This is a genomic window from Pseudoalteromonas sp. TB25, from assembly GCF_000497995.1.
GTDB classification, from domain to species: domain Bacteria; phylum Pseudomonadota; class Gammaproteobacteria; order Enterobacterales; family Alteromonadaceae; genus Pseudoalteromonas; species Pseudoalteromonas distincta.
On sequence record NZ_AUTI01000427.1, the window covers coordinates 20826 to 33951 of the forward strand.

Annotated in this window: 10 protein-coding genes; 2 read left to right on the forward strand and 8 right to left on the reverse strand. The window is 36.4% G+C overall.

From position 1 onward, the window contains the following. Positions 1-196: 196 nt before the first annotated feature. From L652_RS0120725 to tagH, 7 genes are read right to left on the reverse strand one after another with little or no spacing between them, the layout of a single operon-like run. Positions 197-994, reverse strand: a complete 798-nt coding sequence (locus L652_RS0120725; RefSeq protein WP_024595081.1) for a protein phosphatase 2C domain-containing protein — start codon at positions 992-994, stop codon at positions 197-199. Continuing rightward, positions 987-1715, reverse strand: coding sequence for a type VI secretion system-associated protein TagF (gene tagF, locus L652_RS0120730; protein ID WP_024595080.1), 729 nt, complete (start codon positions 1713-1715; stop codon positions 987-989). Before tagF ends, L652_RS0120725 begins: the two co-directional genes overlap by 8 nt. Next, complete coding sequence (gene tssM / locus L652_RS0120735) at positions 1697-5209, reverse strand: type VI secretion system membrane subunit TssM (RefSeq protein WP_024595079.1); 3513 nt, start codon at positions 5207-5209, stop codon at positions 1697-1699. The genes tagF and tssM overlap by 19 nt, the downstream gene beginning before the upstream one ends. A gap of 9 nt (positions 5210-5218) precedes the next feature. Next, positions 5219-6499: a type VI secretion system protein TssL, long form gene (tssL, locus tag L652_RS0120740; RefSeq protein WP_024603626.1), complete on the reverse strand. Its 1281-nt coding sequence runs from the start codon at positions 6497-6499 to the stop codon at positions 5219-5221. A 21-nt stretch (positions 6500-6520) separates the two neighbouring features. Further along, on the reverse strand, positions 6521-7849 hold the full coding sequence (tssK, locus tag L652_RS0120745; protein WP_024595399.1) for a type VI secretion system baseplate subunit TssK: 1329 nt from the start codon (positions 7847-7849) through the stop codon (positions 6521-6523). Positions 7850-7864: 15 nt separating this feature from the next. Next, entirely contained in the window at positions 7865-8329 is a 465-nt protein-coding gene (gene tssJ, locus L652_RS0120750) for a type VI secretion system lipoprotein TssJ (protein ID WP_024595400.1), read from the reverse strand. 15 nt (positions 8330-8344) lie between these two features. Continuing rightward, a complete protein-coding gene (gene tagH, locus L652_RS0120755) occupies positions 8345-9673 on the reverse strand; it encodes a type VI secretion system-associated FHA domain protein TagH (protein WP_240915844.1) in 1329 nt (442 codons plus the stop codon). A gap of 476 nt (positions 9674-10149) precedes the next feature. On the opposite strand from tagH, the gene L652_RS0120760 reads away from it, so the two are divergent. Next, positions 10150-12123: a serine/threonine-protein kinase gene (locus tag L652_RS0120760; protein WP_024595402.1), complete on the forward strand. Its 1974-nt coding sequence runs from the start codon at positions 10150-10152 to the stop codon at positions 12121-12123. A gap of 170 nt (positions 12124-12293) precedes the next feature. Then, positions 12294-12650, forward strand: coding sequence for a PEGA domain-containing protein (locus tag L652_RS0120765; RefSeq protein WP_024595403.1), 357 nt, complete (start codon positions 12294-12296; stop codon positions 12648-12650). 64 nt (positions 12651-12714) lie between these two features. Here the strand turns inward: L652_RS0120765 and L652_RS0120770 are convergent, their stop codons facing one another. Beyond that, positions 12715-13086, reverse strand: a complete 372-nt coding sequence (locus L652_RS0120770) for a DUF1294 domain-containing protein (RefSeq protein ID WP_024595404.1) — start codon at positions 13084-13086, stop codon at positions 12715-12717. Positions 13087-13126: the final 40 nt, after the last annotated feature.

Below are 13126 nucleotides of genomic sequence, written 5' to 3' on the forward strand. Positions count from 1 at the left end.
AAAACTCCAATAAAGCGGAGCGGATTTCATATTACATTCTTTATAATAAATTACAAGCCTAGTTACAATTGAGTTTAAACCTTAATTATTGCCTTTATATAAACAATTAAAATTTAATATACTTATTAATTAATAGATGTAATTAAAGTAAAAACTCAAATATAAAATACAAACCAAATTTTTTAAATTAAAATCGTTATTTAGAAAAAAGCGGGATAGTAGCTTCATCTTGAATGTTGAATGTTTCTGATTTATGACCAGCGTATCCTTCATCGTACTTAATTAAAATACAGGTCACATTATCTCTTGCACCTCTAACTAATGATGAATGCATAAGCGCCATACCAGAATCAATAATGCTACTAGGCTCTAGTGATAAACATATGTCTTCATCAGACAACTCACCGGTGAGCCCATCTGAACAAAGTAAAAATATATCGCCCGTTTTTACTTCATTTTGAATAACGTCTACTTTTACATCCGCAGTTACACCCACAGCTCTTGTGATTACATTTGATAATGGATGTGTCTTGGCTTCTTCTACTGAAATAATCCCTTCATCAATTAAATCGTTTACTTGGCTGTGATCTCTCGATATCTGTTTAAGTTGACCATCTCGAAGCATATAAGCTCTGCTATCACCAACCCACAAAACATAGTACTTATTATTTTTAAGAAATAAGGCAGTAACTGTACTTCCTGCGGTTTTGCTACCTAAATATTGGGCGCTATATTCGTTTAATTGCCTATTCGCATCTTCAATGGCTTCAACTATGTGAGATACTTCAAGCTTCTCAAGTGGTAGCTCTTCAACTTTTGCTCTTATTACATCTACAACAAGCTGACTGGCAACTTCACCTGCTTCGTGACCTCCCATCCCATCTGCGACAACCCATAAGTTATGGTTATTTATCTCTACATGCGCATCTTCGTTAAGCTGCCTCACAGCGCCTCGGTGGGTAATTGCATAACTTGTACTAAACTTGCTAATCACTATTTTTTACCTGTGTAAAGTTCCATTCCCAGTGTTTCCACCTTCCATCTAACATTGCTGCAACTTGATTTACCGCAGGCAAGCCAGGCGTTATGAGTACCATAGGTTTTATATTATAAGAGCCATGTGTCCACCAAACGCTGTAATCACCGTGTTTTTTTAACAAAAGAGCATGCATTGCATCTTGGAGGGCTTGACTTGATAACTCATCACCTGAGAACTCAAATGCTTCTGCACTTTTATTTTTATCTACAGAATTTAAAAAACTAACCTGCTTTTTAACTCCTGCTATAGAGCTTAGAGACTTAGCAACCTCTTTACGCCAAGAAAATAAATCAACCGAACTATCAAGCACTTTTAATACAGTGTCTTCATACTCTAAAGAAAACACACCTGAGTTTAAAACATCAATAGGTGCAAATTCTAATGTGCTAGCAACTGTGAAGGGATAGTGCCTACCTACTGCGTCCATACTCGGTAATAGAGTCCCCATAACACCTTTGTCACCAACAATGTTTGGCGATAATGCAAAGTGCCATACTGGTCCAATTAAGTAATTATCTTGCCATACTTCACCTAGCTGTTCTTTACTCACTGCAATGGCTGCTTGCAGCCACTGCTCCCAATGCTCTGAAAATTCTTTCGAAACGCTATCTTGTACAAAATCACCTAAACTAGGTACCTTGCCAAGATAACCAATATTTATAATCGGGTCGGACATGAAAACTTCTCTACACTTTTATTCCAAAATGGATGCCTGATTGATTTAGGCAATAACTCGACTTTCGCATTGTTTCCCATGAGTGAAAAATGTAACTCTAAGTCTTCACGTGTTTTTGCTCTTTTAGCACTTAACTCGTCTAACATGCGATATAGCGACCATTCACCTTGGTAAGTTGTATTTATAGAACGACCACCATTTGGAGGAGTAAATACAATTCGTGTTTTACTCTGGCCACTTGCTCCAGGCCATACAAAATTTGTTACCCTAAGTGGACCATGCCTGTAAGTCATTGACTGACCGTCAATTTCGAGCATAAAGCTAGAGATGGTGCGGTCTAATTCTAATGGTTTTAAGCCAAACTCAATTCTTGGTGTTGCACTTCCGCCATCAAAAAAGACTGTTTGAATTTGATTTGCCAGTTCAAACATCGCTAATGTATCTCGGCTAATACCTATATCTTTTTCAAATTTCCATGGCGTTGAGCTCATATCTACACTTGGCGCAATATAATTGGTGAAAAAGCTATCAATTGTTCCACCTGGGCCGAAAAATCGAGTAAAATCTTTCATATTCACTTCTTTATCTGCGTATGGAGAAAACGGATAACGGCCAACAATTGCAGCGTTATATTCGCGTAGCACCTTACTTTTCCACATCTCGTTTAAATGTCTGTTGGCACTATTTTTAGTTATGTTACTAGTATCTCTACTTATATCTAACAGCCAACTATTAAACGGGTAAGGTAAATCTCGACTTTGAAACTCAAGCTGACGAATAAAGCTAGGCTTACTTTTACCGCTAATTTGGTCTTTAATTGACGACTTTAATTGATCGCCTCTATCAAGTTTGGTTAAGTAAACGTTTAACTCTCTTAGATTTTTCTGAATATTATCTAATTGTTGAGCATCAATTTTTATTACATCTTCAAAGGCTTCTTCAACTTGGTGACCCGGTAATTTAATATCAAATTTAGGGGCTTCGTCAGGTAAAAATCGCTTGATACGATTAGCTTTGGTTTGCATAGCTATTTCAGCAGCATTTGCTGCAACTTTACCTGCAGCCTTTTGGTTATCAGATACTGGTAATTTAGTTAGCTGCACATTTTTTTGTACTGCAGTGATAATATTTTTAATAGGCGCTTCAGAGCCTGCTAAGGCATCAGTAATATTAACTCCCTCAGCCGGAGAGCTATATTGATTCAGGCTCAGATCATCAATAAATGATTGCCAATAATAAATATAATCTTGAAAGTATCGCTGCTCTAGCTTCTTCTCAATCTCATCTTTAGAAATATCGTAAGTGCCCGTTGCCTCTTCACCATACACCCAGCTACTTGCCATTAAATTGCCAAGCATTTTACTTTTCTCAACATTAAAAATGCCGTGAAAACCATTAAATGTATATAAGCCAGGGATACTTCGCGTAAGCTCACCGTCATTTCTAAAAGTAAATTTTTGCGCACTTTCAAAACTAATAATGTCTGTAAGCCTAAATGGCGGAATACTGCTATCTAGGAAGTCGGCTTGTAATCGTTGATATGCTCGCTCAGCAATTGGTAGCTTAGTTAGCTCAGCTCGCGCAACACGTACTGCTTGATTATCAATTTCAATTTGGCTAACACCGTTTTCAAGTAATGTAGCTACATGCTCCATCAGCTCTACTCTGGTTTGCATATTTTTATCGCCTGGTAAGTTACGCTCTAAATAAGCGTTAAACCAAACCGTTATATCTTCACTTTCAAAGTATTCAGGCTGAAACAACATGAGGTAACACTTAAGTGTTTCGTATAAATAACTTAAGTGCTCAGGATGAGCTTCCATTTCTTTAATTAAGGTACTTGCAATAAACGGTTCTAAATACGTTTGTAATGAACGGTCGTAGGCTTGTGTAGAAGCCATTTTTATTTCATTTAGTTTATCAAACCCAATTGATTTAGACTCTTGTGTATTAACAAGTTCAGGGTTGCTTGCAGGTAAGTTTCTAAGAGCCTTTAATCTATCGTTTAGTACTAGTAAGTTATTACGGTCAAATGAGGCTGTATCAAGTTCTTGGTACGTTGCAATCGCATCTTCAGTCTCTGAAATTAAGTTACTATTCCAAGCAAAACTAAAGTACCACGATGTTGAAAAACCAAGTAAAGCTATGCATGCAAGCGTTATGCTACCAACACGAAGCCATTTATTTTGCTTGTCATGATGTTTGTTAGTACTTGCTAAGTTTTGCTCTGGAAAAATTACACCTTCTAATACATTCTTTATAAAAAAGCTTTTAGATTGGTTAATGTATCCAGATTCGCCTGCGTTTGCTTCGTTTAAAAAACTAGATGGCGTACCTTCTTGCGTTGCACTTGTGAGGTAAACACCACGAAACATTGGTAGTTCTTCGTATGCATTAGGAGTGAATATTTCTTTTAAAAAAGCATCTCCTACACCTTGTAAAACACGAAGCTGCCTAGGGAATTCAAATATCTTAGCGCGAATTTCTTCGTTTCTTTCATTAATTAATCTACGATTTAACATTTCAGTTAATTTAGAAATTAATGAGTGAAATTCTTTGTTGAAAGCATCTACTTGCGTGTCTTTATCTAAATCAAGTTCAAAGGTTACGCCCCAAACCTGCTCACACTCTTCTTCTGTTAGTTCGCCAAAAAACTCTCTAAAACCTTCAATTAAATCAACTTTAGAAAAAATAACGTAAACAGGAAAGGTCATACCTAATTGGCTTTGCAGTTCTTGTAAGCGCTGTTTAATAGCGCGAGCATGTAGGTTTCTCTCAGTTTTGGTCTGGCTCATAAGCTCAGAAATACCCATACTGATCATTACACCATTAATAGGCCTAAGTGGACGGTACTTACGAAGTAATCCTAAAAAGCCTTCCCATGCACGTGAATCATGCTTTGCATGGCTGCTTTGCGTTGTGTAGCGCCCAGCTGTATCAATTAAAACTGCTTTATTGGTAAACCACCAATCACAATTACGAGTACCGCCAACACCATGAACCAAGTCAACACCTAGCTTGTCTTTTAGCGGGTAATCAAGTCCTGAGTTATGAATAACGGTAGTTTTACCAGCCCCTGGTGGGCCTATCATTATGTACCATGGCAACTGGTAAATATTTTTACCTTTGAACAGCTTTACGTCTTTTAAATGATCGATAGCTTCGTTCATTCGCGTTTTAAGCGTAGTAATTTCTTCATTTACTTCAGAGCTATTTGTATCGTTATTACTATCAATTAACTCATCAGCCATTTTTTCGTCTCGTTTGCTTTGTTGCACAAGACGATAAATTTTAGACACAGAGAAAACCAATAAAACCAATATAATAGTAAACAGTCTTGCTGCAATACTTTGTAGTGGTACATAGTCAGCTATCGCGATTAATGGGCCGCCAAACCAAATTAATAATGATAAAGCTAAAAAGCCGATAATTAGCATTGCCGTACGAGATGTAAGTGCGTAGGTCACTTTTTTTATTTTTTGTGAAAAACTCATTTCAGCCTCTTAAAATAATAAATCGATTTCAATTCGTCGGTTTAATGACCGAGAAGCTGAATCTGAATTACTGGCAATAGGCTCTGCTGCGCCCTTACCTTCGGGCCATAAACGCCCACTGAGGTTTGTACTTTTAGCCATAGAGTTTGCAACTTGCGTTGCGCGCGCTAAAGAAAGGTGCCAATTAGAAGGGTACTTATCAGTTCTAATTGGTGTGTCATCTGTATGGCCGGTTATTAAAATACGTCCTTTGGTTCCTTCAAGGCTTAACGCTAGTTTTTCTAAAATAGGCTGAAATGAAGGTAACAATTTAGAGTCACCTTGATTAAAAAGGCTCTCACTATTAATTGAGATTCTGATCCTATCGATATTTTTCTTTATCGTCACAATCCCCATTTGAATCTCAGTTTGTAATAGCTGCTCTAGTACAAGTAACTGCTGATCTTTTTTATCTACTGCTTGGTCTTCAGCTACAGGATGAATGATTGCAAGCTTGTCACTAACAGCCATAACATCATCATTTAGCTTCATATTTATAAATAAATAAACGGTAAGTAAAAGTAAGCCTAAAACAGAAAAAATAACCCATAATGGCACCTGATTTCTTAATTCTACGCCAGCGGCTACTCTTTGTTTCCAGTTAGGAGAAAGCTTATTATTGATTGGCCCATCTAATTGATTTAATAAGTGATACATTTGTGAGCGGTATTCTTCTACTTTATTGTCACCCACAGTATCTAGTCTGTACTTACCTTTAAAACCTAAATTTAAACAGTGGTATTGCAGCTCTAAAAAGGCTTTGTGTTGCTCAGGCTGGGCCAATGCATTATCAAGTAAAGTATAAAAGTACTCACCGCCAAAAGTTTCTTTATGAAATGTCGAAAGCAAGCTTTCGTCAGCCCATTCCATAGAACTCCATTTAGAGTTTAAAACTGATTCATCTAAAATTGCACATAAACAATAACGAGAGTTTTTGATTACATCTTTTGATAAATTTTGATTACGTAGTTCGACTTCAAAACGTTTGATAGCCTCTACACATCGATGCTTTAACGCAGCTAAGTTAGTCATCTCAACTGATTTTCTAATTGAAATAACCAAAGAGAAACAGTCTGTTGCGGCTTCCATTAATGGGTTTCTAAATATAGAAACCTTTGCATTACTAGGAATACTACTTGCAACAGGCTCAACAGACATGACTGTTTTGTCTGGATCATTATCTACTTGAGGATTATTTGAGGCATCACGCCCTAATCGACCAGGACGTGGTTTTATAATGGTTTCGTCCATTGAAACTCTTCCTTTTAAAAGTTAAGTTCTTATTGCCCACAGGCTTAGTTGTAACTCGGGGTAATTTCCTGACAAGTGAATAGCAATACCACCACTTGAATGAAGTTTTGCCCAATGCTCGCCATGTTTATTTAATTCAAAATAATGAAAACCTGCATGGTAAGGAATTTGACGCGGTGCCGTTGGTAAGTTACTGATTGTAATACCTGGGATTTGATTATTTACTAAATCTCGGATTGTCTCAACACTACCAATTTTAATTTGAGAAGGTAATATCTTACGAAGCTCCTCGTGAGGAACACTGGCTTTAATAGCCAATACAAATTGACCTGAGCTAAGTACTGATTTGTCTTTGAGCGCACCAAAAGAAATACCAAACTTGCTTTGCTCTAACTTTATTTCCGTAGCAGTTTGCTCAATTACATGACTTAAAGATTGGTATAAAAAGTTTATTACTTCACTAAATACCGGGCCTAAGTTTTTATGATCGTACTTAGGTAATTTAGGCACTCTTTTGTTTACGGTACTAAAAGTAGATAACTCACCAGCAAGCTCTATTAGACGAGTATAAAGAACGCTTGGATGAAGATTATTAACTGATAATAAGTTTTCAAAAACAGCGTCATACTTGTTTAATGTTTGCAGCATAATAAAATCAGCTACAGAGGTACTTCCCGCATAACCTTGGCACAATCTAACAGCAATACTCTCTGAGCGCTGCTTGATCATTGAGCCAATCTCTCTCACTAAACCAAGTAATGGCTTACACTGACCGACTTTTAACGATGCTGGTATATACTTTGGATCGAGCTTAATTTGACCTTCACTGCTAACTTCAACAATGCGTGCAAGTGGCAATAATATATAGCCTGCATGGTCGTCTGATGACAATACTAGCTTACTAAATACCTTAGCTACTTGAATAATTTCTTGAGCTTGTGCACCTAAAGAGTCATCACTTACAGATAAGTCGTTTAGTTTATAACGCGTAACAATATCCTCATCTAAAGATGAAATATTAATACCACTGGCTTTTAGTGCAGGAACCGCTAAATAAATTATTTCATCATAAACATCTTTGCCCACCACTAAAGGCTCAGGCAAAGAGGTAGATTGAGGCATATCGATAGGTAGCAAATCAGGGGTAATAGCTGACAATGACTCAATAGCAAATTGGCCTGAGCTTAATAGCTGAGTATCGATACTTATATCAAGTATGCCCCAAGGATCTGCTAAATTCCCATTACAAATTTGCTTAATTAAATGCGAAAAATGCTTATCTGACTGCTGAAAGTGTTGCGGCCTTAAGAACATTCCTTCGGTCCAAGCAACACGAGTGTTATCACTCATTGTACAAATCCTTTTTTACTGCTCTCTCATGTATGTAGCAATTGCTTCAACATTTACATCTATATCGTCATAGCCAGTTGGGTCAACTTCGATTACAGCTCTCCATCGTGCTTGATCGATATTTCTGTACGCGACAACAACACCAACATATCGTGTATTGCGGTTTAAGCTCATTTTATATTTTTGAACAGAGTTTGGCTGTAATTCTAATTCATCTTTTTTTAATAAGTCCGGGCCTAATAGTTTTTCAGGTGTTTCATACAGGCTAAAGAAATCCTGAGTATCAAAAATTGTTCTCGAGCTAAGCTCAAAAATTTTCATTACTACCGGTGAAGGTCTATCTGACGTGTCTGGATTTACATTTTTAGACACATTAATTTTTAGATCCGTAGAAGGAGGCACAAACTTATTAACAGTTGAACAACCCATGGCTAAAAACAGTAAACTGAAACTCATTAAAAAGAGCTTAAATTTGTTCATTATCTACTTTCCTTTCTAGAACGATTCTTTAATTCTATCGTTGTATGCTTTTAAGAAATCATCTGACAACGCCATAGCTCCCTTACTATTTACATCATGAGATAACTCATCATATAAATTTTTGTATAGCTTCCAGCACTTAGCCTCTGTTTGACCAGGGATGATTTTTAATACGTTAGAATTATCATTTATTTGTTGATTTATATGTTGGGGAGAAACTTGCTCTAACATCCCTTTTAATACGCCGTCAGCTCCTGCTAATAAAGCATGTTCATGTCTTCGCGTATCAACAAAGCTTTCTTTGATTGATTCTTGAGACGACAGGAAGCTTGCACTATTTCTGATGAATAAATTCTGAATAACGTCATCAATATCTGCCGAAAACTTAATTGGGTTATTTTGTTGAGTTTGAAACATCGTTTGGTTTAAACGTAATTGGTTTTTTACAAGCGCTCTTTGGCGAAGAGACTCCATCAACTCGGTCAGTAATAGATTTAACCCTTGGCCCATTTCAAACCAAAGTTCTTGTGAGTTTAATGAATTTTGTAACTCAGCTTTAACCCCCAGCCCGTTTAAAAAAGCATCAGTTAAAGCGGTATCTTCACTAAGCGATGTTGGATTTTTTTGCACTACTGGTTTAGGAGCAGGCTTTACTGCTTGAGGTTTAGTTACAGGCGTATCTAGTACTGGTGTATTAACTGAAGTTTGCTGCTCAACAGCTGGTTTTTGTTGTGGTTTACTTACAACAGGTGCTTGTTGAGTTACAGCTTCTGGGTTCATTAAGTGAGCAAGCTCATCCCAGTTTTCCGGTATTTGGTTAGCTGAATTAAGGTCACTGGCCTGAGTCATAGAAACTGCAGGCATAGACTCATCCATTATTGATTCATTAAAGTACTGTTCTGGCTCAGAAAAATGCTCCGTAGGATGCTGATAAGACCTTTCTGGCTCTTTGCTAATACTAGCTGCAGCGCTTAAATTACCATAATCGGTGTCAGCTGTTTTTTCATTAGTCGCTAATTTTACCTCTATCTGAAAATCACCCACAGTGATCGTATCACTATTTGACAAGCGTTGTTTATTGCCTTGACCTAATGGAGCCACACCAAAATTTACAAAAGTACCATTTGTAGATGTATCGTAAACATAAAAAGAGTCGCCCTCTTTAACTATGCGTCCGTGCTTACTAGAAATGATTTTTTCAGGATCAGGAAAATGCCAATCACATGCTTCTGAACGGCCAAATATTAGAGAGTCTTTTACTGTTTTAGTTGCTTCAATTTCTGGAGAGAGTCTATGATAACTAGTGATGTTTAGTATCAGTTCCATTTGATAAGTTAGTCCCATAAATCTACATTCCCATTAGGATAAAGTAGAAGAGAAACTATTGTCAACATTGAAATTAATATATAAAAATATACTCAACCATACAAAAGCTCAAATTTAAATAAATTAAATTAAACAAAACCTCTATAAAAAAGCCCTTTCAAAGCTTACAAAAGATATTTTGTATGTTCCCATTTAAAAAAATTGCTATTTAATAATTAGCATTACATTTTATTCATTTTAAGCCCCTAGAAGTGTTATAAAACAATGCCTGTAGGCTTACACTGTTTATAAAAATAAACAGTAAATAAACGATATTTCAATAATTAATATAAAAGCCCTTAATTTTTTAAAGTTTTGTACGAAAGTTCTGCTTTAGAAACATTGCTAAGTTGGCTAATTTTTGTAAAAATACAACGCTTATCAAAGGGAGAATTGATAAAAATAAAAAACTCACCTTTGCGATTATTTTAATATACACAATAAAAGGATTTATAATGAGCGGTGTCAACAGTTCTAATGATAAAACGCAGATAGCTTCGCTTGACTCAAATCTTCGCACGTCAAAAGCAATAAATAAATTAAACCTTATTGGTAAAAAAGTATCCGATCGCTACTTAGTTGAAGAACTTATTGGCCAAGGTGGCATGTGTTACATTTACCGAGCCAGAGATTTATTTTTAGAAAGTGCGAGTCGTCCTGAAGTTTTCGTAGCGATTAAAGTATTATTAGAAGAGTTTTCTCATTCTGAAGAAGCTATTTCACTTCTTAAGGATGAAACAACTAAAACACAACAGCTCTCCCATCCAAATATTGTAAAAGTATATTCTGCAGGTTCTGATAACGGTTTACATTACGTAACCATGGAATTAGTAGAAGGCGAAACGCTAGAGCAAATAATTAAACGCAACAAACCCTCTGGAATGGTTTTCAAAAAAGCGAGCGTGATTCTTAATCAACTTGCCGATGCTTTAATTTATGCCCATTCTCGTGGCGTCATTCATAACGATTTAAAGCCATCGAATATAATCTTCGATTCAAATGGTAGCCTCAAGGTACTTGACTTTGGTATTGCTAAACACAAAACCATTGAAGATGCCTATGCAGTTAATAGTGAATCAAGCCTAGGCACTGTAGGTGGTTATACGCCAACCTATGCAAGTCCTGAACAATTAAAAGGTGCTGCAGCATCCGTTAAAGATGACGTTTTTTCTTATGCGTGTATTGCCCTAGAGTTATTAAGTAGCAAACATCCATATAATCGTGTTGCAGCAGACACACTCCCTAAAGATACATCGGCAAAACGTCCTAGTAACTGCCCTTTATGGTTATGGGGCACACTTAATAAAGCAATTTCTTTAGATGCAGCAAAAAGAACTGATTCGTTAAAGCCTGTTTTAGATAAGCTTCAAAGTAACTTTAAACCGGCAATAGCACTTGCAGCCAGTACTGTTGTGTTAGCCCTTTTGGCTGGTCAGTACTATCTATCAAATACAAATAATATAAAGCAGCTTGAAGCAAAATTAGATAATGCAAAAGCAATTAACCAACAAGTAGAAACATGGATGTCTTGGGATGGGCCGGAGATTCTAAACAAGCTTGCAGAAATTCCACCTCAATACGAGGTATTAAAACAGGGATTATTAAGATCTAATCAAGCTAATATTCTACAAAGTTTTGATTACAGAGCGAATCAAATCAATACAAGCGCTAACAAGTTTAAAGACTTTGATGAAACAATTAATGTTTATAGTAAAGCCTTGGAGTATTACCCAGATTCAGAAAAGCTATCGGTACAACTCGAAAGCATTTTAAGAGAGCGTCAATCAATAATCTCAGATATTACTTCTCGTATTGATTTGTTACTTGAGCAATCTCGCTATAGTGAACTAGACAATAATAGTATTCCACAATTAATCAATGATTTAAGTGTAGTCGATAGCACCTACGTTTATCGCCCGTCTGAAGTGCATTTTGATAACTATAAACTTGCCTTAGATAAAGCGATTGAAGAAGATGATGTTATCACGCAAAAATCTTTACTTAATGTTGGTAAAGCTATTTTCACCAATAATCAAAAAAATGAACTTGGCTTTGCAGACCTTCTAAAAAGAGAGTCGGCGATAGATGCTTTAACGCTTTACCAAAAGAAAGTAAACCTAGGTGAACCAGCTGATTTTCCTACTGAAGATGCCGTCGTATTTTACGGTCCTAGATTTGATAGATACACACAAAAACTAGAGACGATTGAAGAGTACAGAGATTTATTAGATTTTGAAGAATTAATCAATACCGAGTCTGCAACATTACCTAAAGACTTTTCATTACTCGTTTCTTTAAAACAAGAATTATCTAGACGTTATATCACTATGGCAAATACGTTAATGAAAAGAAAGATGTACCGTACAGCAGAGCAACTAGTTGAAAGAAGCGAAGCTATTACTCAGTCTCTTGATAATGTAATGCTTTAAAAAGCTATTTATTGCGAGAGCATCACCAAATAACTAAAAATATATTAAACTAACAAACGTTTTGTTTTAACAAACGAAGGTCAAGGACGACGGGTTGAGCGATCATTTTGCATAAACTCCTCCAAGATTTTTCGTAATTATCACTATTTAAATGAGTTTATGGAGTACCTATGAAAAAGATAAGCGCACTAGCGGCATTACTAATACTAAGTGGTTGTTCAACTACATCGTCTGTAGATGAAACGCAGCAACTTGCAAAAGAAGAAGCAGTTCAAGTACAAGAAGAAATTGTCGAAGCTGTAGCACCTATTTCATTAACTGTAATCACTAACCCTAGTGATGCACGCGTACGCATTATGAACATTGCGCCTGTGTACCAAGATGCCATTGAACTTAAAGAAGGTAAGTACGACGTTGAAGTAAGCAAGCCAGGTTACTTAACTTACCGCAAGTGGGTTGTAGTCGATAAAAAGACAATTTTAACAGTAAATTTAGATGAAGTAGCAGCAACTGAAGCGGCTAACTAGTCCAGTATCTAAACTTTAATTATGCCTTTAAACATTTCACATGTATTAAAGGCATAATTTTAAACTACCCCAAATAATATAATAAACTCCCCACAGCCCCTACATTTATTAAAATACATAACCACAACACCACTATAAAACGCCGCTTTTGCGATTTATGACGAAGTAATTGTTGAGCAAGTAATGCCCCCGGCCATCCTCCAAATAATGCAAGTAGTTGCAGTGTGCGCTCTGGCGTGCGGTTTACTTTTTTATGTGAAGAGCGCTTAGCTTGTCGCTTATCCCACGCGTACATTAAAAAAGTGATAGCACTTAATACACTTATATAACCAGGTACATATATAGGTATATAAACAGGTAAGTATTGCAGTAGGTAAGCCTGCCAAATGGCGGCTAAATAAAGTAATGAGAATGTGATTAATATTTTCTTTATCAATTATCGCCTATACTTGGCATTGGTATTACAAAAACAAGAG